General features: G+C 61.3%; 23 protein-coding genes. 9 read left to right on the forward strand and 14 right to left on the reverse strand.

The window, feature by feature from the left end:
• Nucleotides 1-7: 7 nt before the first annotated feature.
• Together AB1462_RS21820 and AB1462_RS21825 are read right to left on the reverse strand one after the other, a co-directional pair.
• Nucleotides 8-364 carry a hypothetical protein gene (locus AB1462_RS21820; RefSeq protein ID WP_315337565.1) on the reverse strand — a complete coding sequence of 119 codons (357 nt, stop codon included), beginning with the start codon at nucleotides 362-364 and terminating at the stop codon, nucleotides 8-10.
• A 33-nt stretch (nucleotides 365-397) separates the two neighbouring features.
• Nucleotides 398-955 carry a TauD/TfdA family dioxygenase gene (locus tag AB1462_RS21825; protein ID WP_367247907.1) on the reverse strand — a complete coding sequence of 186 codons (558 nt, stop codon included), beginning with the start codon at nucleotides 953-955 and terminating at the stop codon, nucleotides 398-400.
• Between the two features lie 459 nt (nucleotides 956-1,414).
• Here AB1462_RS21825 and AB1462_RS21830 point away from each other — a divergent pair, with 459 nt between their 5' ends.
• From AB1462_RS21830 to AB1462_RS21865, 8 genes are all read left to right on the forward strand, one after another.
• Nucleotides 1,415-1,663, forward strand: coding sequence for a hypothetical protein (locus AB1462_RS21830; protein ID WP_090401127.1), 249 nt, complete (start codon nucleotides 1,415-1,417; stop codon nucleotides 1,661-1,663).
• Nucleotides 1,664-1,903: 240 nt separating this feature from the next.
• The gene (locus AB1462_RS21835) at nucleotides 1,904-2,485 is read left to right on the forward strand and encodes an alpha/beta hydrolase (protein WP_016975008.1); all 582 of its coding nucleotides are present in this window, start codon (nucleotides 1,904-1,906) and stop codon (nucleotides 2,483-2,485) included.
• A 49-nt stretch (nucleotides 2,486-2,534) separates the two neighbouring features.
• Nucleotides 2,535-3,455, forward strand: a complete 921-nt coding sequence (locus AB1462_RS21840) for a sigma 54-interacting transcriptional regulator (protein WP_090401126.1) — start codon at nucleotides 2,535-2,537, stop codon at nucleotides 3,453-3,455.
• A gap of 149 nt (nucleotides 3,456-3,604) precedes the next feature.
• The gene (locus AB1462_RS21845; RefSeq protein ID WP_090401125.1) at nucleotides 3,605-4,387 is read left to right on the forward strand and encodes a MetQ/NlpA family ABC transporter substrate-binding protein; all 783 of its coding nucleotides are present in this window, start codon (nucleotides 3,605-3,607) and stop codon (nucleotides 4,385-4,387) included.
• Between the two features lie 658 nt (nucleotides 4,388-5,045).
• Nucleotides 5,046-6,128 carry an efflux RND transporter periplasmic adaptor subunit gene (locus AB1462_RS21850; protein WP_090401123.1) on the forward strand — a complete coding sequence of 361 codons (1,083 nt, stop codon included), beginning with the start codon at nucleotides 5,046-5,048 and terminating at the stop codon, nucleotides 6,126-6,128.
• Entirely contained in the window at nucleotides 6,125-7,195 is a 1,071-nt protein-coding gene (locus tag AB1462_RS21855; protein ID WP_259194636.1) for an efflux RND transporter periplasmic adaptor subunit, read from the forward strand. The genes AB1462_RS21850 and AB1462_RS21855 overlap by 4 nt, the downstream gene beginning before the upstream one ends.
• Nucleotides 7,192-10,257 carry an efflux RND transporter permease subunit gene (locus AB1462_RS21860; protein ID WP_315337575.1) on the forward strand — a complete coding sequence of 1,022 codons (3,066 nt, stop codon included), beginning with the start codon at nucleotides 7,192-7,194 and terminating at the stop codon, nucleotides 10,255-10,257. The genes AB1462_RS21855 and AB1462_RS21860 overlap by 4 nt, the downstream gene beginning before the upstream one ends.
• A 162-nt stretch (nucleotides 10,258-10,419) precedes the next feature.
• A complete protein-coding gene (locus AB1462_RS21865) occupies nucleotides 10,420-12,591 on the forward strand; it encodes a glycoside hydrolase (RefSeq protein WP_367247908.1) in 2,172 nt (723 codons plus the stop codon).
• An 84-nt stretch (nucleotides 12,592-12,675) separates the two neighbouring features.
• On the opposite strand, the gene AB1462_RS21870 is transcribed toward AB1462_RS21865, so the two are convergent.
• The 12 genes from AB1462_RS21870 to AB1462_RS21925 all read right to left on the reverse strand — a co-directional run bounded on the left by AB1462_RS21870 (nucleotide 12,676) and on the right by AB1462_RS21925 (nucleotide 24,553).
• On the reverse strand, nucleotides 12,676-13,302 hold the full coding sequence (locus AB1462_RS21870) for a bifunctional 2-polyprenyl-6-hydroxyphenol methylase/3-demethylubiquinol 3-O-methyltransferase UbiG (protein WP_090401119.1): 627 nt from the start codon (nucleotides 13,300-13,302) through the stop codon (nucleotides 12,676-12,678).
• Nucleotides 13,303-13,391: 89 nt separating this feature from the next.
• A complete protein-coding gene (locus AB1462_RS21875; protein WP_016974994.1) occupies nucleotides 13,392-14,036 on the reverse strand; it encodes a methionine ABC transporter permease in 645 nt (214 codons plus the stop codon).
• Nucleotides 14,026-15,141 carry a methionine ABC transporter ATP-binding protein gene (locus AB1462_RS21880; RefSeq protein ID WP_090401117.1) on the reverse strand — a complete coding sequence of 372 codons (1,116 nt, stop codon included), beginning with the start codon at nucleotides 15,139-15,141 and terminating at the stop codon, nucleotides 14,026-14,028. The genes AB1462_RS21875 and AB1462_RS21880 overlap by 11 nt, the downstream gene beginning before the upstream one ends.
• Nucleotides 15,138-15,953 carry a MetQ/NlpA family ABC transporter substrate-binding protein gene (locus AB1462_RS21885; RefSeq protein ID WP_090401116.1) on the reverse strand — a complete coding sequence of 272 codons (816 nt, stop codon included), beginning with the start codon at nucleotides 15,951-15,953 and terminating at the stop codon, nucleotides 15,138-15,140. The genes AB1462_RS21880 and AB1462_RS21885 overlap by 4 nt, the downstream gene beginning before the upstream one ends.
• A gap of 78 nt (nucleotides 15,954-16,031) precedes the next feature.
• Nucleotides 16,032-17,399: an LLM class flavin-dependent oxidoreductase gene (locus AB1462_RS21890; RefSeq protein ID WP_367247909.1), complete on the reverse strand. Its 1,368-nt coding sequence runs from the start codon at nucleotides 17,397-17,399 to the stop codon at nucleotides 16,032-16,034.
• Nucleotides 17,399-18,592, reverse strand: a complete 1,194-nt coding sequence (locus AB1462_RS21895) for an SfnB family sulfur acquisition oxidoreductase (RefSeq protein ID WP_090401114.1) — start codon at nucleotides 18,590-18,592, stop codon at nucleotides 17,399-17,401. Before AB1462_RS21895 ends, AB1462_RS21890 begins: the two co-directional genes overlap by 1 nt.
• A gap of 24 nt (nucleotides 18,593-18,616) precedes the next feature.
• Entirely contained in the window at nucleotides 18,617-19,858 is a 1,242-nt protein-coding gene (locus tag AB1462_RS21900; RefSeq protein WP_315337589.1) for an SfnB family sulfur acquisition oxidoreductase, read from the reverse strand.
• A gap of 187 nt (nucleotides 19,859-20,045) precedes the next feature.
• A complete protein-coding gene (locus AB1462_RS21905; RefSeq protein WP_367247910.1) occupies nucleotides 20,046-20,822 on the reverse strand; it encodes a hypothetical protein in 777 nt (258 codons plus the stop codon).
• 305 nt (nucleotides 20,823-21,127) lie between these two features.
• Complete coding sequence (gene tcyN / locus AB1462_RS21910; protein WP_090401111.1) at nucleotides 21,128-21,874, reverse strand: L-cystine ABC transporter ATP-binding protein TcyN; 747 nt, start codon at nucleotides 21,872-21,874, stop codon at nucleotides 21,128-21,130.
• 3 nt (nucleotides 21,875-21,877) lie between these two features.
• Entirely contained in the window at nucleotides 21,878-22,543 is a 666-nt protein-coding gene (gene tcyL, locus AB1462_RS21915; protein WP_065925825.1) for a cystine ABC transporter permease, read from the reverse strand.
• Nucleotides 22,543-23,343, reverse strand: coding sequence for a cystine ABC transporter substrate-binding protein (tcyJ, locus tag AB1462_RS21920; RefSeq protein WP_367247911.1), 801 nt, complete (start codon nucleotides 23,341-23,343; stop codon nucleotides 22,543-22,545). The genes tcyL and tcyJ overlap by 1 nt, the downstream gene beginning before the upstream one ends.
• A 214-nt stretch (nucleotides 23,344-23,557) precedes the next feature.
• Nucleotides 23,558-24,553, reverse strand: a complete 996-nt coding sequence (locus AB1462_RS21925; protein WP_259244619.1) for a D-cysteine desulfhydrase — start codon at nucleotides 24,551-24,553, stop codon at nucleotides 23,558-23,560.
• A gap of 166 nt (nucleotides 24,554-24,719) precedes the next feature.
• Between AB1462_RS21925 and epsC the strand changes: the two genes are divergently transcribed.
• Nucleotides 24,720-25,646, forward strand: coding sequence for a serine O-acetyltransferase EpsC (epsC, locus tag AB1462_RS21930; protein WP_367247912.1), 927 nt, complete (start codon nucleotides 24,720-24,722; stop codon nucleotides 25,644-25,646).
• Nucleotides 25,647-25,768 lie beyond the last annotated feature (122 nt).

Consider the following 25,768-nt stretch of genomic DNA (forward strand, 5'->3'; position numbering starts at 1 on the left):
CGAGGGATCATCGTTTGCGCAACCACATTCGTAACATGTATCGATTGAGATCTTTCAAAGAGACTGCGTCATCAATCTCTAAGCGCGGAGCGCTCTTATCGATGAAATGCGTTCGGGTATGGAGAAACTTGTTGTCAGCTGAAATAAGAACCTGCCCTGGTTCAAGCAGCACTCGATGTTGAACTGAAGATTGATCAAGGACTGTATCTAGAAAATCCAATGCATGTATTTGCGCCAGGGTTAATGGCGCTCCCGCTTTGATGTGGGCCGATTCGATATAGACGCGGAAGTACCTAATCAAAGGGATGCCCTCATTTGAAAAGCTCAAGATTGGCGCTTTGAATAATTGTTCTTCCTCCGCCATACCTCGATTTTCAAAATAGAAATCGCACTTAAGTTATTCCAGTACCTCAGGGAATGCCATTAATTCAGCGTATACCGCACTTGCGTCTATCAGAATACTTTCGCCGCCGAGTAAGGCTTTCTGGCCACAAGCCAGAATCAAATAATCGATAGGGAGCGGATCGCTTACGCCATCGTTATGGACATATGCGCCCTGACGGGTCTGATGATATCTCGCACCTTCTTCAATGCTTTTACCTCCCCGGTCATACACCTCAATAACCCTATGGCCAAGATGGTTCTGCACCATTGGCGCTCCCAGCAAAGAGTCGAACGTCCATATCAAAGATTTGAAACCTGCAAGATCATCGACTTTAAATCCATCTAGGATAAGGACGTGTTTTTCGTGATCAACGATTTTTCGTATATTGCGCAGTTCTGCGCTGAGGGTCTGCGAGTGATGGGGGGCGATGTAAGCAGGTTTTGCATCGAATCGATTAGTTTGATCATCCGGTTCGGAGCTGGCTTTTGCGCTCAGTAGTTCGTTGAATGCGGTCTTAGAAAGCCTGACTTTAGAAATTTCGTGGTGGAAAGTACTTATATTTATATTCATTGCGATTCTTTACGGGGTTGGTTGGAGTCAATATTTAACTAACCTCACCACTCTCCGGAAAAGCGAAAAGTCGTCAGCGGAGCCATAAAAAACCGTCATGGAAGATATTTCCTACAAGAAAGTTCATCAGGTGATCGATGCTGGCATTTCGTCATGATTTGTAAAGGGCCAGCAAGCCGTGTCCCTTTAAATTGCAGGACGTTTCCGAGACAATCCCCGCCGCCTTGTGACTGTTGGAATGGATGGCTAGTCTTCGGCCCGTCGCTGGTTTTCAGCGATCGGGTTTAGCAGCCTGAGTTCAATAGGCACACGGTTCACATCCGCGTTTATGGTGGCTGTGCGTGGGGCACCCTCGGGTGCGCTGGTGTTCCTATTGGCCAGTCTGCTAACCCGCGTACAGCTGCCACCTATCGTTTAGCAGCGTTAGTGGTCGCTCCCGTGTTCAATAGGAGTTACACCATGACCAAAGCACTTCCCGACCCACCCGTTGACTGCCTTGTCGCCAACGAAAACCTCAGTTTCGAAGACGCCCAACTTTATATCGCTCACCTGATCCACAGCGCATCGGCCACCGTATGGGACTGTTGTGAGCACCTGCAGCCGCACGACCGCGCGAAAGTCCATGCGGTGTGGCATTTGCTGGAAATGGCCAAGACCGTGGTGGATCGCACCATCGACTGCATGCCTCGTACCAATCACGTCATCTAAAACCACTGCAAATTGAATGTGAAATCGAGTCAATGTGGGAGGGGGCTTGCCCCCGATAGCGGTCCGTCAGCTAAAAATAGGTGGCTGACCCACCGCCATCGGGGGCAAGCCCCTCCCACATTTTGATCTCATGCGGGTTTGAGTTTTTGGTTATTAATAAATAGCTTCTTATTCCTTAACGAATATAACCCTCGTCCCTATACTGTCCTACAACGTTAAACGCTGCAGGAGGGCACACCCATGCACAGCGAGTCGATTCGTTATCTGATCGTGCCGGGCTGGCAAGGATCGCCAGAAGATCATTGGCAAAGTCACTGGCAGAACAGCCTGCCCAACAGCGCACGCGTGGAGCAGGCCGATTGGCTGACGCCGCGCCGCGAGGACTGGGTGGCTGCGCTGGCCGAGGCGATTGCCGCCGACAGCACCCCGGTGATTCTGATCGCCCATAGCCTGGGCTGCATCACCGTGGCCCATTGGGCGGCCACTGCCCCCGTGCAGTTCCTGCGGCAGGTGCGTGGCGCCTTGCTGGTGGCCCCGGCGGACGTCGAACGTCCGGCGTGCTCGCCTGCGTTGCGCAACTTTGCGCCGATCCCCACCGACCTGTTGCCGTTTCCCAGCCAGGTGGTCAGTTCCGATAACGACAGCGCCGTCAGTGCCCCCCGGGCCCTGGAGCTGGCGCGCAACTGGGGGGCCGAAGCCGGCATCCTGTCGGGGGCCGGCCATATCAATGTGAAGTCCGGTCACCAGCGCTGGGAGCAGGGGTTCGCCTACCTGTATCGCCTGCAAAGCCGCCTCGAGCATCACGCCCGGCGCACCGCCTGATATTTTTTCAACGCCCCGTCCCTGAGTGGATTTGGGGCGGGAGCTTGCCATGAGTCTGCATGAAACCTTCGGTCAGCCGTTGCTGACCTTCCCCGACGCCGAAAAAAGCCCGCTGAGCATCCGCGCCAAGGCGCTGGTGTTTGTTGACCCACGCTCGCGGCAACTGCGCGAAGACCTGGAAAACCTCGCCCCGCGCGCCTTGCCCGTATTGATTCGGGGCGAGACCGGCAGCGGTAAAGAATTGCTGGCGCGGCATATTCACCGGGGCAGCGACCGCACCGGTTTGTTTGTCTCTGTGAATTGCGGCGCCATCAGCCCGACCTACGCCGATGCCGAGTTGTTCGGCTATGCCGCCGGCGCCCACAGTGGCGCGGCCAGCAGCCGGGCCGGGTGGTTTGGCTCGGCGAATGGCGGCACCTTGTACCTGGACGAGATCGGCGACTTGCCGCTGCCGATCCAGGTAAAACTGCTCGCCGCCCTGGAAAACCATGAAGTCACCCGCGTTGGCGCCCATCAGCCGAGCCCGGTGGACGTGCGCCTGGTGGCCGCCACCAGCATCGACCTGGCCCAGGCGGTGGCCGCCGGCAAGTTTCATGAGCGGCTGTTCCATTACCTGAGCGAAGGCCGGTTGGACCTGCCTGCGTTGCGTGAGCGGGTGGGTGACATCCTGTCGTTGGCCGAATACTTTCTCGGCATCTACAGCCAGCGCCTGGACCTGCCGGTGCCGTTGATCAGCGACGCCGCCCAGCGTGTACTCGAACACCACAGCTGGCCGGGTAATACCCGCGAGCTGGAGAACGTCATTCACTTCGCCTTGCTGGTGAGCAGCGGCGACGAAATTCTACCCGAACATTTGAACCTGCCGGTGGCGGGGTCGCCGTTGGAACAAGTGCAGCGGATCTTCGCCAATGCCAGCCCGGCTGAGCAGGCAACCTTGCGCAGCTTTCTACATGAACAGGCAGCCACATGAGAAAAATGGAATATCAACGTGAATAAAAGATATTGTTCGGGAATAAAAAATCTAGGTATTGTCCCTCCCACGCCGCGATAGCACTTCGCTGGCACCCCACAGAAGAAACGGTCGTCAGAGACGCCCCGCAATTCCAATAAGGACACTGCATGAAAAAGGTTCTGTTGTTTACCGCACTGGCGGCTGCCCTGACTGCAAGCTTCGCCCAGGCCAACGAGAAACTGGTGGTTGCCGCCACCCCGGTCCCGCACGCCGAGATCCTCGAACTGGTCAAGCCAACCCTCGCCAAAGAAGGCGTGGACCTGGAAATCAAAGTCTTCACCGACTACGTCCAGCCAAACGTGCAGGTTGCCGAGAAGCGCCTGGACGCCAACTACTTCCAGACCCTGCCGTACCTGGAAAACTTCAACAAGGGCAAGGGCACCAACCTGGTCACCGTGGTCGGCGTGCACGTTGAACCCTTCGGCGGTTACTCGAAAAAGATCAAGAATATTTCCGAGCTCAAGGATGGCGCCACCGTGGCTATCCCGAACGAAGGCTCCAACAGCGGCCGCGCCCTGTTGCTGCTGCAGAAGGCCGGTGTGATCACCCTGAAAGACCCGACCAACGCCCTGGCTACGCCGAAAGACATCGCCAGTAACCCGAAGAACCTGAAGTTCAAAGAGCTGGAATCGGCCCTGCTGCCACGCGTGCTGGACCAGGTTGACCTGGACATGATCAACACCAACTACGCCCTGGAAGCTGGCCTCAACCCGGCCAAGGATGCGCTGATCATCGAAAGTGCCGACTCGCCTTACGTGAACTTCCTGGTGGCTCGCCCGGACAACAAGGGCAGCGACGCTATCCAGAAACTGTCCAAGGCCCTGACCAGCCCGGAAGTCAAAGCTTTCATCGAGAAGAAGTACAACGGTGCAGTCGTGCCAGCGTTCTGATGTAAGCCAAAACCCCCTTTAAGGTTTCAACGCCGGCGGCTCACATAGCGTCGGCGTTTTTTATGTGTGGAATTTGGAATGCGGTAAAAACTGTGGGAGGGGGCTTGCCCCCGATAGCCCTAAGTATCTACACATCTTGAGCCGAGCCCCCTGCGCAGCTGTCGAGCCTTGGCGAGGCTGCGTCGGCGGTGTGTCAGACGCGCCGCAAACGCAGCCTCGCCAAGGCTCGACAGCTGCTACGCGTTATCCTACTGAAGTTGTGTAGATACTTATGCCCCGATAGCGGTATGTCAGTCACAGATGCATTGACTGAACCACTGCTATCGGGGGCAAGCCCCCTCCCACATTGGATCTGCGGTGTTTTAGAGATCCCGGCTATTGATCGCTCTGCGCAACGCCATCAACCACTTCACCAGCTCCTGCGGATCAATCGGTTTCGCTTTGTTCATTGTTCATTCCCTCGAAACACAGACCCCCCAACCATAGCCGCCACCCGCCAAACACGCGAATTCCAGAGGGGTGGTGCGACGATTCGACTACCCCCTATGAGGCCGGTCATATCACCTCAATGCTGCCTGCTCCATGCGGATAAGGAACCCTGATCTAAGCTCACAGTCGCATACAAACTGGCACATCGCATCGCGCACAAGGAGTCTGCATGGGCGGTCGTATTTCCATCTGTATTGTCGGCATGGGTTTAGTGGTGTTGCTGAGCGCTTGCGGCCAGGAAAACGCCGAACCCAAGCAGCATTCCCGAGTGTTCGTGCAAACCGTGCAACCCGCGGATTTTGCTGCGGCCGTCACGCTGACCGGGGATGTGCAGGCGCGCGTGCAAACCGACTTGTCCTTTCGCGTGGGCGGCAAGATCATCCAGCGCATGGTGGATGTGGGCGACCGCGTGAGCGCCAAACAAGTGCTGGCCAAGCTCGATCCCAAGGATTTGCAGACCAACGTGGATTCTGCCCAGGCCCAGGTCGTGGCCGAGCAGGCGCGGGTCAAGCAAACCGCCGCCGCTTTTGTGCGCCAGGAAAAACTCCTGCCCAAGGGCTACACCAGCCGCAGCGAATACGACTCCGCCCAGGCCGCGCTGCGCAGCAGCCAAAGTGCCCTGGCCGCAGCGCAGGCGCAGTTGGCCAACGCCCGTGAACAACTCGGCTATACCGCGCTGGTTGCGGATGCGCCGGGGGTGATCACCGCGCGCCAGGCCGAAGTCGGTCAGGTGGTGCAGGCCACCGTGCCGATTTTCAGCCTGGCCACCGATGGCGAGCGCGATGCGGTGTTCAACGTCTATGAATCGCTGCTGGTGGAACCGCCGCCGGATACGCCGATCACCATCAGCCTGCTGGATAACCCCAGCATCAAGGCGGTGGGTAAAGTGCGTGAAGTCACACCGGCCGTGGCCGCCAATACCGGTACGGTGCAAGTAAAGATCGCTCTGCAATCTCTGCCCCCAGGCATGCGACTCGGTTCGGTGGTCAGCGCCACCGCCAATGGCCCGGCCAAGTCGAGCATCGAGCTGCCATGGTCGGCGTTGACCAAAGACCTCAACGAGCCGGCTGTATGGCTGGTGGACGGCGAGGGTAAGGCGCAACTGCACAAGGTCAGCGTGGCGCGTTACCTCACCGGCAAAGTGATTATTGCCGACGGCCTTAAAGGCGGCGAAAAAGTCGTGGTGGCCGGTGGGCAATTGCTGCACCCCGGCATGCTGGTCGAGATCGCCCAGCCAGGAGCCCAGCCATGAAGCGCCTGACGTTCGTACTCGCCGCCAGCCTGTTGCTGATGGCCTGCTCCAAGGAAGAACCGGCACCCGAGCCCGTGCGCCCGGTGCTGTCCATGGAAGTGAAGTCCGAAGACCAGGAAACCCTCGGCCGCTTTGCCGGCACGGTCCAGGCGCGCTACGAAAGCAATTTGGGCTTCCGCGTCCCCGGTCGCATTGCCCGGCGTGCCGTGGATGTGGGCGCTGAAGTGGAGAAGGGCGCCTTGCTTGCCGTCCTCGACCCTACCGACCAACAGAACCAGTTGCGCGCCGCCCAAGGCGATTTGGCGCGCGTGCAGGCGCAGTTCATCAATGCCCAGGCCAATGCCCGTCGCCAGCAGGAACTGTTCAACCGAGGCGTCGGCGCCCAGGCCCAGCTGGATGTGGCCCAGACCGACCTGAAAACCACCCAGGCTTCCCTCGACCAGGCCCAGGCGTCGGTCAACCAGGCCAAGGACCAGCTCAACTACGCCGAGCTGCGCACCGACCACGCCGGCATCGTCACCGCCTGGAATGCCGAGGCCGGCCAGGTGGTCAGCGCCGGTCAGCAAGTGGTGACCCTGGCGCGCCCGGACATCAAGGAGGCGGTCATCGACCTGCCCGCCGGCCTCGCCGAGCGCCTGCCGCCGGATGTGGTGTTCCTCGTCGCCGGGCAACTCGACCCCAGCGTCAACACCACCGCCACCGTGCGCGAGATCGAACCCCAGGCCCAAAGCGCCACGCGCACCCGTCGCGCGCGCCTGACCCTGGCCGAAACGCCGCCCGCGTTCCGCCTCGGCACGGCGATCAGCGTGACCTTGAGTTCGGCCATCGCGCCACGCATCGAACTGCCCCTGAGCGCGTTGCAGGAAGTCGACGGCAAGACCCGCATCTGGATCCTCGATACCCAAAGCCAGACCGTGCAACCGCGCGACATCACGGTGCTTAGCCGTGACGCTGACAGCGTCTTGCTCAACGGCGGCGTCAACGCCGGCGAACGTATCATCACCGCCGGCGTGAATAGCCTGACACCTCAGCAAAAAGTCAAAATCGACGAGGACAGCCCACGATGAAAGGGAGCTTCAACTTATCCGACTGGGCCCTCAAGCATCAGTCCTTCGTCTGGTACCTGATGTTCGTCGCGCTGCTGATGGGCGTGTTCTCGTACATGAACCTGGGCCGCGAGGAAGACCCTTCGTTCACCATCAAGACCATGGTGATCCAGACCCGCTGGCCGGGTGCGACCCAGGAAGAAACCCTCAAGCAGGTCACCGACCGCATCGAGAAGAAGCTTGAAGAACTCGACGCCCTCGACTACGTGAAAAGCTACACCCGGCCGGGTGAGTCCACGGTGTTCGTGTTCCTCAAGGACACCACCAGCGCCAAGGCCATCCCGGAGATCTGGTACCAGGTCCGCAAGAAGATCGACGACATACGCGGCACCTTCCCCCAGGGCTTGCAGGGGCCGTCATTCAACGACGAATTCGGTGATGTGTTCGGCTCGGTGTACGCCTTTACCGGCGACGGCCTGTCGATGCGCCAGTTGCGCGATTACGTAGAGCAGGTGCGCGCCGAGATCCGTTCGGTGCCGGGGCTGGGCAAGGTCGAGATGATCGGCCAGCAGGACGAAGTGATTTACCTGAATTTCTCCACGCGCAAACTGGCGGCCCTGGGCATTGACCAGCGCCAGGTGGTGCAAAGCCTGCAATCGCAGAACGCCGTGACCCCGGCCGGGGTGATCGAGGCCGGGCCGGAGCGGATTTCGGTGCGCACATCCGGGCAGTTTGCTTCGGAGAAAGACCTGGCCGACGTTAATTTGCGCCTCAATGACCGCTTCTATCGCCTGGCGGACATCGCCGAGATCAGCCGTGGCTACGTCGACCCGGCGCGGCCGATGTTCCGCTTCAACGGCAAGCCGGCGATAGGTTTGGCCATCGCCATGCAGAAGGGCGGCAACATCCAGTCGTTCGGCAAGGCGCTGCACACGCGCATGGACGAACTGACCGCCGACTTGCCGGTGGGCGTCGGTGTGCATAAGGTCTCCGACCAGGCCGAAGTGGTGGAAGAGGCCGTCGGCGGCTTCACCAGCGCGCTGTTCGAAGCGGTGATCATCGTGCTGGTGGTGAGCTTTATCAGCCTCGGCATGCGCGCTGGGCTGGTGGTGGCGTGCTCGATTCCGTTGGTGCTGGCGCTGGTGTTCGTGTTCATGGAGTACAGCGGCATCACCATGCAGCGTGTGTCGCTCGGTGCGTTGATCATCGCCCTTGGCCTGTTGGTGGACGACGCGATGATCACCGTGGAGATGATGATCACGCGCCTGGAAAAAGGCGAAACCAAGGAGCAGGCGGCGACCTACGCCTACACCTCGACCGCCTTTCCGATGCTTACCGGCACACTGGTGACCGTTGCCGGGTTTGTGCCGATAGGTCTCAACGCCAGTTCGGCAGGCGAGTACACCTTCACCCTGTTCGCGGTGATTGCCGTGGCGATGCTGGTGTCGTGGGTGGTGGCGGTGCTGTTTGCGCCGGTGATCGGCGTGCATATCCTCAGTGCCAAGGTGAAGCCCCACAACGCCGAGCCGGGGCGCATCGGCCGCGCCTTCAATGGCGGCATGCTGTGGGCCATGCGCAACCGTTGGTGGGCCATCGGTATCACCGTGGGCCTGTTTGTGGCGTCGGTGTTCTCCATGCAGTTTGTGCAGAACCAGTTCTTCCCGTCGTCGGACCGTCCGGAAATCCTTGTCGACCTCAACCTGCCGCAAAACGCCTCGATCAACGAAACCCGCAAGGCCGTCGACCGCCTCGAAGCGATCATCAAGGACGACCCGGACATTACGCGCTGGAGCACCTATATCGGCCAGGGCGCGATCCGTTTCTACTTGCCCCTCGACCAGCAACTGGAAAACCCGTATTACGCGCAGTTGGTGATTGTCAGCAAAGGCCTGGAAGAGCGCGGTGCCTTGATTGCGCGCCTGCAAAAGCGCCTGCGTGATGACTTCGTGGGTATCGGCAGCTTTGTGCAGCCACTGGAAATGGGCCCGCCGGTGGGGCGACCGATCCAGTACCGGGTGTCCGGAAAAGACACCGATCAGGTACGCAAGCACGCCATCGAACTGGCGACCCTGCTGGATAAAAACACCCACCTGGGCGAGATCATCTACGACTGGAACGAGCCTGGCAAAGTGCTGCGCATCGACATTGCCCAGGACAAGGCGCGCCAGCTCGGGCTGTCCTCCGAAGACGTGGCGCAACTGATGAACAGCGTGGTCAGCGGTGCGTCGGTGACCCAGGTGCACGACGACATCTACCTGATCAACGTGGTCGGCCGCGCTGAAGACGCCGAGCGCGGTACGCCGGAAACCTTGCAGAACCTGCAGATCGTCACCCCCAACGGCGCCTCGATTCCGCTGCTGGCCTTCGCCACCGTGCGCTATGAGCTGGAGCAGCCGCTGGTGTGGCGTCGCGACCGCAAGCCGACCATCACCATTAAAGCGTCGGTACGCGATGAGATGCAGCCGACCGACCTGGTCAAGCAGCTTAAGCCGGAGATCGACACATTCAGCGCCGGCCTGCCGGTGGGCTACAAGGTCGCCACGGGCGGCACCGTGGAAGAAAGCGGCAAGGCCCAGGGCCCGATTGCCAGCGTGGTGCCGTTGATGCTGTTCCTCATGGCGACGTTCCTGATGATCCAGCTGCACAGCGTGCAGAAGATGTTCCTGGTGGCCAGTGTCGCGCCGCTGGGGCTGATCGGCGTGGTGCTGGCCTTGATCCCCACGGGCACGCCCATGGGCTTTGTGGCGATCCTCGGCATCCTGGCGCTGATCGGCATCATCATCCGCAACTCGGTGATCCTGGTGACGCAGATCCACGAATATGAAGTGGCCGGCTACACGCCGTGGGACGCGGTGGTGGAAGCCACCGAACATCGGCGTCGGCCGATCCTGCTCACGGCGGCTGCGGCGAGCCTGGGCATGATCCCGATTGCCCGCGAAGTGTTCTGGGGGCCGATGGCCTACGCGATGATTGGCGGCATCATCATCGCCACCTTGCTGACGCTGTTGTTCCTGCCGGCGCTGTATGTAGCCTGGTACAAGATCCGCGAACCAAAGCACGAGCAACAGGAAGAACACGGTTAAAAATGTGGGAGGGAGCAAGTCGAATCGTCGCACCGCCCCTCCCACAATTTGATCTCAGCTGGGCATTTGAGACGTGGGAAACTTCCGGAAGTGACGCCTGTTGTCCTGGCCAACCATTGAGTGCTTTACCCTCCGGCCTCCACCTCTCAACGGTCGCCTGCCATGAACCGTCTGCGTCATACCTTGCTGATCTGCTGCTTCCTGTCGCCCATGGCCTTTGCCGGCACCGTCTTGGAAAACCCGCTGTGGCGAGTCGAACTCGACCCGGCCACCCTCGCCATCCGCGTGACCCCCAGCGGCCAGCCGCAGGTACACGCCTCCAACGGCGTATCGGCCCGTGCCGTCAGTCAACTTGCACAAAACGCTCAACAGGTCAGTTGGCAATGGGATGACGGTGCCTATCGTGTAAGTGCCAGCCTTGAGCAGCGCGACCTTATGCTGTCGATCACCGCGCGGGAAGCCGGTGAACTGCCGATCCTTGTGCAGCCGGCGAGCGCCCTGGGCAAGGGGTTGATGTGGCCGTTGGCCGAAGGGCATTACGTGCCGACCGGCAATGCCCTGTGGAACGCTTTCCTGGTGGAGCAGGGCGACATCAACACCACCCAGGACCTCAGCCTGCCGCTGTGGGGTGTCGATCACGGTGCCTTCACCCTGAACTGGTTGCTGACCAATCCCTATAACAACCGCCTGCGCTGGCAGGGCCAGGCGTTGTCGTTGGCCCATGCGTTCACCTCGCTCGCACCTGCCGCACCCATGACCCTGTTGTTGCACCTGGGCGAAAGTGATCCGCTGGCCGGCGCCAAGCGCTATCGCCAATGGCTGGTCGAGCAGGGCCGCTATGAACCCCTGGCAGACAAGCTGCGGCAAACCCCGGGGGCTGAAAAGCTGCTGGGCGCCAGCCATGTGTACCTGTGGGGCAATGACCTGCTGGCGCCGGAGGACGTGCGTGATTGGCCGCTGTTGCTCACGCGCTTGCGCGCCCATGAGCTCAAAGGCCTGTTGGACAAGGACTCCGCACAAGTGCTGGCGCAGCCCCGCAGGTTGAATCGCTACGAGCAAAGCGTGCTGTTGCGCGGCCTCAACGCCGCGATCAACAGGAAGGCCCGGCAGAGTTGGCAGGTGGCCGAGCCCGATATGACCCGTCTTGCCGCCCGCTACGGTGAATTGCGTCGCGAACTGGCCATGGACTTCGCCGGTGCCCTCGGCGATAACCCCGAAACCTGGGGCAGCCAGACGGTACAAGCGCTGCGCGACGCCGGGTTACCACGCTTGATGCTGACCCTGGGCGAAGGCTGGGAAGGCGGCCTTTGGCACCCCGAAACCATCCGCGCCGGTGTCGACGCCGGCTACCTGATGGCGCCCTACGATTCCTATCAAACCGCGTTGTCCGCCACCGAAAACCCCGACTGGACCACCGCCCACCTGGGCAGCCGGGCCTACCGCGACTGCGCCATCGTGTTGAAGGACGGCACACTCAAGACCGGCTTCCAGCAGTCCGGCCACTACACCGACCCGCGCTGTGTGCGGCCTCTGCTGGAAGCGCGGGTGAAAGCCGTGCAGGCCAGGGCCGGCTTCAATGCCTGGTTTCTCGATGCTTATGCCACCAGCATGGTGCTCGACAGTTACCGCGACAGCGCCCCGATGACCCAGGCGCAAAACGCCGAAGGCAATATCGATGCGTCCCGTTGGTTGAATACCACGCTGCAAGTGCCGACAGGCTCCGAAGACGGCAACGCGATTACCGCCCAGGGCATTTTATTCGCCCATGGCATGCAAACCCCGGTGCTGGGCTGGGGTGATCGCAACATGACCCAGGACAAACAGTCGCCCTACTACGTGGGCAACTGGTACCCGCCGGAGCAACCGGCGGTGTTCTTCAAGTCGGTGCCGCTGAACGAGCCGTTCCGTACGCTTTACTTCGACCCGACGCTGCGCCTGCCGCTGTATCAGGCGGTGTTCCACGGCTCGGTGATCACCACTCATCACTGGCTGTTCGACAGCCTCAAACTGAGCAATGTGCGCGCCGAGAACGAGCTGGCCCAACTGCTCTACAACGTGCCGCCGCTGTATCACCTGAGTGCTGCGACGCTCAAGGCGCGGCTGCCGCTGATCCAGCGCCAGGACCGATTTTTTCGACCGCTGCATGAGCGCCTGGCCACCCAGGCGATGACCGGGTTTCGCTGGCTGACGGCGGATCGACAGGTGCAGGAAACCACGTTTGCCGATGGCACGCGGTTGGTGGCGAATTTTTCCACGGGGTCGAGAGAGGGGTTTGCGGCAAGGAGTGTGACAGCGGTGGTGGATGAGAAATCGGTGGCGTATCAGGTGGAGTAGTGGCGTCCATCAGTCCGTCATCGGGGGCAAGCCCGGCTCCCACAGGGGAATGCATTCCAAATGTGGGAATGGGCTTGCCCTGACTCAAGCCTTGCGCCAAACGCTGGCCAACCAAGGCTGCTGTTCCCGAGGCAATCCCGCCGGCCGGAAGTAATGCTCCAACTCTTCAAAACCCGCCGTCGTCAGCAATGCCTGCCACGCCGCCAGGTCGTGATAGGAGCCATACCGCGGCCCGTTCCAGCCTTCCTGGTTCTCACCCCGTGGATTGGAACTGAACAGCACACCGCCGGGCTTCAGCGCCCCATGCAGTTGCTTGAGCACACGCGGCAGTTCCTGCTTGGGAATATGAAACAGCACCGCGTTGGCAAAGATCCCGTCAAAGCGTTCGGCGGGTAAATCCAGCTTGAGGAAGTCCTGCTGCAACACCTCGCAGCCGCTGTCCTCGCGCGCCATCTGTGCAAACCGCTCGGAGCCATCCAGGCCGACGGCGATATGCCCCATGCGCGTAAAGGCCTGCAAATCCCGTCCCGGCCCGCAGCCGAAATCCAGCACGGTAAAGGGCGCCGAGCCCTGGATATGCCGCAGCAGCGCGTCGATGTTCTGGCTCACATCGTGATCGCGGGTGCCTTCACGGAAGTCCTCGGCCACCTTGTTGTAGTGGCCGAGGGTGGTGGAGGTGATCTGGTCGAGGTCGTCGGGCTTGAGGGGCATGGTGGGCAATACCGGGTATTGAGATGCCCCGACTATACCTTGTGGCGAGCGGGCTTGCCCCGCGTTGGGCTGCGCAGCAGCCCCAGCTTTCAGCGCTTATTCAGCACCCGCGCCAACCGATCACCACCCAACTGGATCACTGCCACCAGAATCACCAGCAGCACAATCACCGTGAGCATGATCTGCGTGTCGAAACGCTGGTAGCCGTAGCGATAGGCGATGTCGCCCAAGCCACCGGCACCAATTGCCCCGGCCATGGCCGACGAGTTGATCATGGTCACCAGGGTGATGGTGAACCCGCCGACAATCCCCGGCAGCGCTTCCGGCAGCAGCACATGCCAGATGATGTGCCAGCGCCGGCAGCCCATGGCCTGGGCGGCTTCGATCAGGCCATGGTCGACCTCGCGCAAACTCACCTCGGCGATCCTCGCGAAGAACGGTGTCGCGGCGATGGTCAGCGGTACGACCGCCGCCCACACACCGTAGGTGGTACCGACGATCAGTCGCGTGAACGGGATCAGCGCCACCATCAGGATCAGGAACGGAATCGAGCGGAACAGATTGACGAACGCCCCCAGCACCCGGTTCAGCGCCGGCGCCTGGTAGATGCCGCCCTTGTCGCTGGTCACCAGAAACACCGCCAGCGGAATCCCCACCAGCAAGGCGATCAGCGATGACACGCCGACCATCAACAAGGTGTCGATGGCGCCCTGCACTAAACGATCAAACCACATAGCCCAGTACCTCCACCTGTTGTGCCCAGTTCGCGGCGCGGTTGCGCAGTTCTTCGGTGTCGTGAGATGAGCCATTCACCGCCAGCAGCAGTTGCCCCAAGGCATGCCCCTGAATCCGTTCGACTCCGCCCTGCAGCAGACGCACGCGCCCGCCGAGGGCGCTGAACAGCGCGGCCAGGTCCGGCTCATCGCTGGCACTGCCGGTGAACTGCAAGCGCAGCACCACCGCGGCGTCGGGCGATTCAGGCTGGGTGTGCAAACGGCTTTGCAGTTCCTCCGGCAGCCCATGTTGCAGCGGCGCCAGCAGGGTCTTGCTGACCTCGTGTTGCGGGTTGCCGAACACTTGCCACACCGGGCCTTGCTCGACGATGCGCCCGTGTTCCAGCACCACCACGCGGTCGCAGATGTCGCGGATCACGGCCATCTCATGGGTGATCAAGACGATGGTCAGGCCCAGGCGCCGGTTGATCTCGCGCAGCAGGCCGAGGATCGACTGGGTGGTCTCCGGGTCAAGGGCCGAGGTGGCTTCATCGCACAGCAGGATCTGTGGGTCGTGCACCAGCGAACGGGCGATGCCGACGCGCTGTTTCTGCCCGCCGGACAGCTGCGCCGGGTAGGCCGTGTGCTTGTCCTGCAAGCCGACCAATTCCAGCAGCTCGCGCACTTTTTGCTCACGCTGGGGCTTGGGCACGCCGGCGACTTTCAGCGGTAATTCGACGTTCTGCCACACGGTCTTGGCCGACATCAGGTTGAAGTGCTGGAAGATCATGCCGATACGCCGACGCAGCGCCACCAGGCGGTCTTCGTCGAACTCGCCGATGTCCACCTGATCGATCAGCACGCGCCCGCTGCTGGGCTGCTCCAGCCGGTTGATGGTGCGGATCAGCGAGGATTTGCCGGCACCGCTGCGGCCGATAATGCCGAACACCTCACCGCGCTGGATCGCCAGGTCGATGCCCTGCAAGGCCTGCACGCTGCCGTCGTAGGTCTTGCCCAGGTTGATAAAGCGCACGTGCGCGCGGTTCAGGTCCGGATGCAGTTCTGTCTGCTCGGCGTCCCTGGGCGGTGACCCCGGGTCGCGCAGTTGAGCGTGGGCGGCGGTCATTTTTTGTCTTCCCAACCGACTTGGTACAACTTGCCAAGGGATTTATCCAACGCCGCGCGCACCACCGGAGAGTGCTGGTAGATGTCGACGAACTTGATCACGCGCGGGTCGGTTTTGCTCTTGGGCTGGATCACGAACTGGATCACGTATTCCGGGTGGTCGAGGCCGTCGAACAGCAGCGCCGACTCGGCATCGAAGGTCTTGGACAGGCGGATGTACGCCGGGTAGCCCTGCACCAGGTCCGCATCGTCATAGGCGCGCACCAGCTGCACGGCCTCGACTTGCAGGATCTTGATCTTTTTCGGGTTGGTCACGATGTCTTCTTCGGTGGCCTTGTAGCCCACGCCCGGCTTGAGGGTGATCAAGCCGGCCTTGGCCAGCAGTTGCAGGCCGCGACCGCTGTTGATCGGGTCATTGGCAATCGCCACGCTGGCGCCCTGGGGCAGGTCGTTGATGCTTTTGTATTTCTTCGAGTACAGGCCGACGTTGTTGATGATGCCCGGCGCGTACGGCACCAGGTCAAAACCGGCGGCGGCCTTGGCATTTTCCAGGAACGGGATGTGCTGGAAGTAGTTCACGTCAATATCGCCGGCGGCCAGGCTGACGTTGGGCGCGATCCAGTCGGTGAATTCCACCAGTTCGACGTTCAGGCCTTGCTTGCCGGCTTCGGCCACCGCGGCTTCCAGGGGAATCGCGAAGGCGGCGGTGGTGCCGATTTTCAGCGGTGCATCGGCGGCGAACACCGCCGAGCTGAACAACCCGAAGGCCAGGGCCAGTGCTTTGACTGGGTGGGAGAGCAGTGTTTTTTTCATGGTCGATTTCCAGTCATAAGGTATTGGTACAAACAGTGGAGATCCACTGTGGGAGCAAGCCCCCTCCCACATTTCTGTTCAGTGGCGGTAGGTGGAACCGGTGTGTTGTTCGGGGAGGCGAGCACTGCCGTGGAAGACTTTTTCCCGTAGCGTGCCGCTCTCATATTCGGTCTTGTACGACCCCCGCTTCTGCAACTCCGGCACCACCAGGTCGATAAAATCCACGTAGCTTTCCGGCGTCACAATGCGCGTGAGGTTGAAGCCATCCAGGCCGGTTTCGCTGATCCAGGATTCCAGCGCGTCAGCGACCTGTTCGGGCGAGCCGACCAGGGTGATATAGCGCCCACCGAGGGCGTGCTGCTCGAGCAATTTGCGCCGGGTCCAGTCGTTGTTTTGCAGGTTCTTGGTGGCCGACTGGATCGCGTTGCTTTTCACGTACTGGATCGGCTCGTCGATTTCGTATTGGGAAAAATCAATCGCGGTGGACGCCGAGAAGTGCGCCACGCCGGCTTCAGCGCTGGCATAGCTCAGGTACTCGGCATGCTTGGCCCAGGCCAGCTCCTCGGTGGCGCCGACGATCACGTTGAGGCCCATGAACACCTTGATGTCTTGCGGGTTGCGCCCAGCCTCGACCGCGCTGGCGCGCACCTTGTCCACCTGCACCTTGGTCGCCGCCTTGTTCTGCCCGCTGATAAACACGCACTCGGCATGGCGCCCGGCGAACAGCAAGCCACGGTCCGAACTGCCGGCCTGGAACAGCACCGGCGTACGCTGCGGCGACGGCTCGCACAGGTGATAACCCTCCACCTGATAAAACTCGCCGCGATGTTCGACCTTGTGCACCTTGCCCGGCTGCGCGTAGACCCGCGCCTGCGGATCGTTGAGCACCGCGTCGTCTTCCCAGCTGCCTTCCCAGAGTTTGTAGAGCACCTCCAGGTATTCATCGGCCTGGTCGTAGCGCCGGTCATGCTCGACCTGTTCGGTGAGGCCCATGGCCTTGGCGGCGCTGTCGAGGTAGCCGGTGACGATGTTCCAGCCCACCCGACCACGGCTCAGGTGATCGAGCGTGGACATGCGCCGGGCGAACAGATACGGCGGTTCATAGGTGAGGTTGGCGGTCAGGCCGAAGCCGAGGTTCTTGGTCACGGCGGCCATCGCCGAGACCAGCAGCAGCGGGTCATTGACCGGCAGTTGGATCGACTCCTTGAGCGGTACATCAATCGAGTTCTGATACACGTCGTACACGCCGACGATGTCGGCGATGAACAAACCGTCGAACAACCCGCGCTCCAGGGTTTGCGCCAGGTCGGTCCAGTACTCGATGCTTTTGTACTGGGTGGACGTGTCCCGTGGATGGGTCCACATGCCGTGGTTGATATGCCCGATGCAGTTCATGTTGAAGGCATTGAGCAGGATCTTTTTTCTCGCTTTCAAAGGCAGCGCCATCAGATCGTCCCCCGCAGTGGCGGGTTTTCATCGTTGAGGTAGTAATTACCCACGGCGTGGTACTTCCAGCGCACCGGGTCGTGCAGGGTGTGCACGCGGGCGTTGCGCCAGTGGCGGTCGAGGCCGTGCTCGGCCAGGGTGGCCTGGCTGCCGGCCAGTTCGAACAAGGTGCTGCCGGCGGCCAGGGAAACCTCGGTGCTCAAGGCGCGCACTTCGGCCACGGCAATCGACGCAGTCGCCACGGTGTCGGCGTTGCTGTCGGCCTGGGCGCGGTCGAGGAATTCGCCTGCACGTTCCAGCAGTGCCTCGGCGGCGTGCAGGCGGATGCTCAGGTGGCCGAAGCTCTTCAGGGTCAGCGGGTCTTCGGTGGCTTTGTCGTTGCCGGAATCGATCCACGGGCGGGTTTTGGTGCGCACAAAGTGCAGCGCATCTTCAAAGGCGGCGCGGGCGATGCCGGTGTCGATGGCGGCGTGAAGAATCTGCGCCAGCGGGCCGACAGTGGTCGGGCGCTCGAAAGCGCTCTGGAACGGGATCACGTCGTGGGCGGCGACCCACACGTTGTCGAACACCACCGAGCCGCTGCCGGTGGTGCGCTGGCCAAAGCCGCTCCAGTCGTCGATCACGCTCAGGCCTTCGCTGTCGCGGGGCACGAAGGCCAGTTGCTGGATGCCGTGTTCATCCACCACCGAGGTGGGGATGCGTTGCGCATAGATCGCGCCGGTGGCGTAGAACTTGCGGCCGGTGATACGGAAGCCGTCGCCGTCGCGGGTCAGTTGGGTGACGCGGTCGTGGGCGGTCTTGGTGCCCAGTTCCGCCAGGGCATTGCCGAAACGCTGCCCGGCGAGCACTTCGGCGTACAGGCGTCGTTGCTGTTCAGGGCTGCCATTCACGCGCAGCACTTCGAGGGCGTAGAAATGGTTTTGCGGAATCTGGCCCAGGGAGGCATCCGCCTGGGCGATGAGGGCAATGACCTTGGCCAGGGTGACGTTGGACACACCTGCGCCGCCGTATGCCTTGGGCACGCTGATGCCCCACAGGCCGGAGCGTGAGAACACGTCCAGTTCGGGCAGCGGCAGGCGGCGTTCGCGGTCGCGCTGGGCACTGTCTCGGCGGAAGTCTTCGGCCAGGTCGCTGGCGACAATAAGGGCTTGTTCGTCGCTGGTGATAACCGCGACACGGTGAGAAAGGGTCATGAGTTTCTCCAGAGGTCTGGTCGGTTAAATCCAGGAGTGGCGAGCCGGCAACGTGCCGTTCAAGCGATAGGCGCCGACGGCGTGATACTTCCAGCGCACCGGGTCGTGCAGGGTGTGCACCCGGGCGTTGCGCCAGTGGCGGTCGAGGTTGAATTCGGCGAGGGTGGCGCGGCTGCCGGCCAGTTCGAAGAGCTTTTCGCTGACCAGCAATGACACTTCGGTGGTGAGCACTTTCGCCTCGGCCACGGCAATCGACGCACGCGCGGCGGACTGTGCGGTGATCGGCGCGGCGCTGACCTGGTCCAGCACTTGCCCGGCCTTGCGCAACAGCGCTTCGGCGGCGTGCAGTTCGATCTTCAGCTTGCCGATATCGGCGATCACGTAGAGGTCATCGCTGGCGCGCTCGACCTTGGCGTCGATCCACGGGCGTGAACGCTCACGCACAAAGGCGATGGTGTCGTCCAGCGCGCCACGGGCGATGCCGGCGTCAATGGCGGCCTGGATCAGTTGCGAAACGGCGCCCTGGATAGTCGGGCTTTCGCCGATGCGCCAGTTTTCAACGACCAGTTCGGCGTCCACTGGCACGCGGTCCAGCAACACGGTGCCGCTGGCGGTGGTGCGTTGGCCGAAGCCCGACCAGTCATCCACGATGCGCAGCCCTTCGGTGCCACGGCGCACAAACGCCATGACCTGCTTGCCGTCGTCGTTCAGCGCCTTCACCGCCACCCAGTGGGCAAACAGCGCGCCGGTTGAATAGAACTTCTGGCCGTTGATTACGTAACCGTCACCGTGGGCAGTGATGCGCGCCTTGAGCTCCAGGGTGTTTTTGGTGCCGCGTTCCGGGCCGCCATTGCCGATGCGCCAGCCGTCGAGGACGCTCTGGAACAGCTGCTCTTTCTGGCGCTCGGTGGCGGCGCCCTGCAACAGGTGCAGGATGCCGAAATGGTTCTGGGGGATCTGCCCGAGGGCCGGGTCTGCCGCGCTGATGATCGCGAAGACTTCGGCCAGGGTCACGAATGAGACCTGTGGGCCGCCGTATTCGCGAGGAATGGAAATGCTGCCCAGCCCACTGCGGGTGAATTGTTCGATCTGCGCCCACGGCAACTTGCGTTGCTGGTCACGCTTGGCGGCTTGCAGGCGTGCGGCTTGGGCCAGCTCGTGGGCAGCCTTCAGCGCCTCTGCATCGTTGCGCAGCACGGTGGCCGGCAACAGCAGGGGAGCAACGTCCAGATCACTCTGGGGGGGTGTTAGAGCCAAGTTAGACATCAGCGCCGCTCCTTGGCTGCACGTAATGCCCTGGCGTTATGCACCGGGGTAATTCTGACCATACCGACCTCGCATTCAATGAAATAAAAACAGAAAAATCAGAGATGTCCGGTGGTCCGGTGTATATACCCTAAGCGTGTTAAATATTTAAATAAACTAACTTTTGGGAATATGCATAGAAGGTCTGTCACCCCGGTTCACAGGGGGAGCCGAGGGGGCGCGGTTGATAGACCCGCGCGGTCCCGGCCGGATGGTCTGGTGCACAGGCGGCAATGCGTAATGTGCGCGTGGGCGCCCAGCGGGAATTGTTGCCGACGCGATCGAGAATGCAGTACGTCACCTCCAGGCGGCTGTCGTCACCTGCCTCGACAATCACCGTCGACGGTACCCATACGTGCACCGCCTGGCCGACTGTCTTGGCCTGGATCTTCGGCAGGTCCATGCGTACGTCACCCCAGCGCAGGGTGATGGCGTCGCCGCTGGACATGTTCAGGTAGGGCGCGATGGTCAGCGGAATGCCACGTCTTACCTGGCGACCGTTGACACCATGGCGACGGATGGTTTCGGGCAAACCGACGGGGGCGAGGTTGTGGTTTTCGTCGCTGTACAGCGGGGAGGGCTGGCCGCCGGGGTATCGGGTCTTTACACGCACCCCGGTCACGGCCGAGCGCAAAGGCGCGCGACCAACTTGCATGACCTGGTAATGCACCTGTGCCAGGCCGTCCTGCACAAAACTTTCCGGCACCCGTAGATGGATCTGCATGCCGACCTTGCATGCGCTCACCCTCCGAGAGGCGGCAAAGCAGTTGTTCCAGAACAGTTCGATCAAGTCGCCCTCATCCATGCCGGGGTAAGGCGCGATGTCCACCTGCAGCTGGCTAGCCGCCAGTGCGTTGATGCCGTGCCGGTTAGCCTGGGGCAAGGTTGGGGCCGTGAGCAGGGCCGGGGTTGCAGTGCGCGTCATAAGTAATCTCCTTGATGCAGCCAGCAGCAATCGTTCCAGCCCTGCGGCGCGGGTGCGCAGGTGGGCTGAAAGGAACGATTCAGTGAGTAGCCGGGATAGGATCCAATCCTCTGGACGCTAGATAAGAGGGTTGGCCGGGGAGCGTCAATGGCGGCAAAGGGCTAAACGGCGGGTTCGCAGATATTCAGAAGGGTCTGACTGGGTGGGGGATTTTTGGATCGGGGAGGCGGGGGGATTACGCGTGGATGGCGAGGATTTCCTGTAGGAGCAGATTTTGTGGTGAGGGAGCAATCTCCCTCGCCACATCAGTGGGCGAGGAACTTGCTCAGGAACTGCCGGGTGCGCTCTTCCTTGGGGTTGGCGAACAACGCCTTGGCGTCGCCTTGCTCCACGATCACGCCCTTGTCGAAGAAGATCACCCGGTTGGCGACATCGCGGGCAAAGCTCATTTCGTGGGTGACGATGACCATGGTGCGGTTTTCTTCGGCGAGGCTGCGGATGGTTGCCAGCACTTCGCCGACCAACTCCGGGTCCAGCGCCGAGGTGGGTTCGTCGAACAGGATCACCTCCGGCTCCATGGCCAGTGCGCGGGCAATCGCCACGCGTTGTTGCTGGCCGCCGGAAAGGCGCCGTGGGTAGGCGTCTTCCTTGCCGGCCAGGCCGACCCTGGCCAGCAACTTGCGCCCCAGGGCGATAGCCTCTTCGCGCGGCATCTTCTTGACCACGGTCGGCCCTTCGATGACGTTTTCCAGTGCCGTGCGGTGGGGGAACAGGTTGAAGTTCTGGAACACAAAACCCACGTGTTGGCGCAGGCGCCGCACCAGGCCTTGTTGCTGGTTGAGCGGTTTGCTGCCGTCGATCTGGATATCGCCCACCTTGATACGGCCGCTGGTGGGTTCTTCGAGGAAATTCAGGCAGCGCAGGAAGGTGGTCTTGCCGGAACCGCTGGGGCCGATGATGGCGACGACTTCGCCTTCCTTGACCTCCAGGTCGATGCCGTTGAGTACCACCTGACCGTTGAATTGTTTGGTCAGTTTTTCAACCACGATCATGCTTCAAGACTCCAGGTCATGCCGGTTGACCCGGTCTTCCAGGCGGTTTTGGAAATGCGCCAGGATACTGATGAGCACCCAGTAGATCAGGGCGGCCGACAGGTACATGGCAAACATTTCGAAGGTCCGCGCAGACACCAGTTGTGCTTGGCGCAGCAGCTCCGGCACTTGAATGGTTGCCGCCAGCGAGGTGTCCTTCACCAGTGAGGTGAAGCTGTTGCCCAGTGGTGGCAGTGCCGTACGCATCGCCTGCGGCAGGATCGCCCGGCGCAGGGTCTGCACACGGGTCATGCCGATACTGGCAGCGGCTTCCCACTGGCCGCGCTCGATGGAGCTGATGGCGGCACGCAGGGTTTCACAGATATATGCGGCCATGTTCAGCGAGAGGCCGATCAGGGCGGCGGGAATCGGGTCCAGTTCGATGCCCACTTGCGGCAAACCGTAATACATCACGAACAGCTGTACCAGCAACGGCGTGCCGCGAAAGAACGACACGTAGACGCGGGCGATCCAGCTCACCAGCCTGATGCGCGAGAGGCGCATCAGTGCCAGGCCGAAGCCCAGCAGAAAGCCGAAAAACATGCCGCCCAGGCTCAGGATGACGGTGAAGTACACGCCCTGCAGCAAGAAGGGCGTGGAATCCAGGACGAGTTGGAGCTTTGCTTCCATTATTGGGTAACGTCAGCGTTGAAGTACTTATCCGATAGCTTCTTCAAGGTGCCGTCAGCGCGCAATTTGTCGAGGGCCTTGTTCACCGCCTCAAGCAGTTCAGGCTCGCCTTTGCGGAGGGCAACACCGGCTTCCTGACGGGAGAAGGCAGCACCGGCAGCGACGGTGTCTGGGGCTTTCTTGGCATATTCCAAGGCGGCCAGGCGGTCGATCAGGATGGCGTCGATACGGCCGATGCGCAGGTCCTGGAACTTGGTAGGATCATCTTCGTAGGTACGGATATCAGCGGTAGGCACATTGGCTTTTACCCACTCCTCGTAGTTGGTGCCCAGGCCCACACCCACCTTTTTACCGGCCAGGTCGTTGGCGGATTTGATGTTGAGCTTGTCTTCGTTCTTTTTCAGGACCAGCGCTTGAATCCCGGAAACGGTGTAGGGCTCGGAGAAGTCGTATTTTTTCTTGCGCTCGTCGGAGATGGTCACCTGATTGATCACTGCATCCAGACGCTTGGATTCCAATGCCGCCAGAATGCCGTCCCATTTGGTGGCCTGCAGCTTGACCTTCACACCCAGTTCTTTGGCCAGCGCTTCGGACAGCTCGACTTCGAAACCCGCCAGTTTGCCTTTCTCATCCTGAAAGCTGAACGGCGGATAGGTGCCTTCCAGGCCGATTTTGATCTCGCCGGCCTTTTTGATGTTGCCCAGTTGCTCGCCGGCAACCGCCTGGCCCAGCCAACCAGCCCCAAGCGCCAGACCCAAAGTGCCAACCAGCAACGTGCGACGGAATACAGAAATAGTCATGAAGAGCCCCTGTGTTTTTTATGTTGAGCGAAGCAGGTGACGCAGTAGGCGTATCCTGCCTTAAAGCGCGTAGCGCGTCTTCGCCTGCGGCGCGATGATAAAGCCGGATTTTAAGACTTGAAAATAATATAAATCTTAATTGATATTCTATTTATGAATATGTGGTGGGTCTAATGTGGGAGCAAGCCCCCTCCCACATTTAGCCCGTGTTTATTCAGTTGAAAACCGAGTCATAGGCAAACAACGCCGGCGCCCCACCGGTATGCAGGAAAATAATCGGCCCGTCTTCAAAGCGCTGACGCCCGATACCGTCGAGCAAACCGGCCATGGCCTTGCCAGTGTAGACCGGGTCCAGCAGCAGGCCTTCCTGGCTCGCCAATAGCTTGACCGCCGAAAGGGTGCCGGCGTTCGGTTCGCCATAACGGGGGCCGAAATATTCGTCCCACAGGATCACCTTGAAGGCGTCGGGGATGTCCACGCCGAGCAGTTCGGCCGTGCGTTCGGCCAGGCCCTGTACTTTCGGGAACTGCGCTTCTTCAGTGCGCGATACGGTAATGCCGATCACGGGCAACTGCGGCAGTACCTCACTCAATGCCAAGGCCAGGCCACTGTGGGTACCGGCGCTGCCGGAGGCCAGCACCACGGCGGCGAATTCGATCCCGCTGTCTTCGATCTGCCCGGCCAGCTCCAGCCCGGCGCGCACATAACCGAGCGCGCCAAGGGCATTGGAGCCGCCGATGGGTACCAGGTAGGGCTTCTTGCCGTTGCTGCGCAGGCGATCGGCGAGGGCGTTGAGTTGGTCGTCGACGTTGTCGAGGTTTTCGACCAACTCTACCTTGGCGTCGAACAGCTCCAGCAGCAGGCGGTTGCCGTTGCCCAGGTAGTTGGGGTCTTCGGTGCCAGTGGGGTTTTCCAGCAGGGCGACGCAGCCCAGGCCGAGCTTGGCGGCGAGGGCAGCGGTCTGGCGTACGTGGTTGGACTGGATCGCGCCGGCGGTCACCAGGGTATCGGCGCCCTGGGCGATGGCATCGGCTGCCAGGTATTCGAGTTTGCGCAGCTTGTTGCCACCCATGGCCAGTGGCGTGGTGTCATCGCGCTTGACGTAGATGTCGCGTCCCAACCAGGTCGACAGCCGTTCGAGTTTTTCCAGGGCGGTGGCGCCGCCCAGCAGTTCCAGGCGGTTAAAACGGTCGAGCTGTTGCTTGATCATGGCTACGCACGGTGGCTAAGGGATGGAGCGACTATAGGCAGGCACTTTTCATCGGGCAACCGTCAATCGCTTATGCCTGATGGTTCTTAGCATCACACCATTGGTTCTTAAGGACGATCAGGGTGCATACCGTAAAGTGATGGCCATTACGTCAGGAGTGAATACCGTGAGTGAGCGTTCCAGCCATTGGCAATTACAGACCATCGTCCGCCAGTTGCGTGGCGCCCGTGACCAGTGGCGAACGCGCAATGGTCGCCTGAGCGGCGAGCATGGCGGCCGCGAATTGCCGTCCCGTGAAGCCGTTGCGCAGATTCTCGAAGCCCTGTGTGGTGCGCTGTTTCCGATGCGCCTGGGGCCCGTGGATTTGCGTGAAGAAAGTGAAGATTTCTACGTCGGCCATACCCTCGACGTCGCGCTGAACGCCTTGCTGGCCCAGGCGCGTCTGGAGTTGCGTTATGCCGCGCGCCAGGGCGGCCAGGATGACAGTCAGATCGATGCCCATGCCATCCGCCTGATCCAGGATTTTGCCTTGGCCTTGCCGTCCTTGCGCAGCCTGCTGGATACCGACGTACTCGCCGCCTACCACGGCGACCCGGCCGCACGCAGTGTGGATGAAGTACTGCTGTGCTACCCGGGGATTCTCGCGGTGATTCACCATCGCCTGGCCCACCACCTCTACCGCGCTGGCTTGCCGCTGCTGGCGCGGATCAGCGCGGAAATCGCCCATTCGGCCACCGGTATCGATATCCATCCCGGCGCGCAGATCGGCCCGAGCTTCTTTATCGACCACGGGACGGGTGTGGTGATCGGCGAAACCGCCATCATCGGCGAGCGGGTGCGTATCTATCAGGCGGTCACGTTGGGGGCCAAGCGCTTCCCCGCGGATGAGGATGGGCAGTTGCAGAAGGGCCATGCGCGCCATCCGATTGTCGAGGATGACGTGGTGATCTATGCCGGGGCGACGATCCTCGGGCGCATCACCATCGGCAAGGGTTCGACTATTGGCGGTAACGTGTGGCTGACGCGCAGCGTGCCGGTGGGGGCGAACATTACGCAGGCGAATTTGCAGCATGATGATGGGACGCAGAAGTAGAGAGCCTGCACCGGTCACCTGTGGGAGGGGGCTTGCTCCCGATAGCGGTCTGTCAGTCACAGATGCACTGGCTGAACCACCGCCATCGGGAGCAAGCCCCTCCCACATTTTGACGGCATTCC

The sequence above is a fragment of the Pseudomonas sp. SB113 genome (assembly GCF_040754745.1).
In the GTDB taxonomy this organism is placed as follows: domain Bacteria; phylum Pseudomonadota; class Gammaproteobacteria; order Pseudomonadales; family Pseudomonadaceae; genus Aquipseudomonas; species Aquipseudomonas grimontii.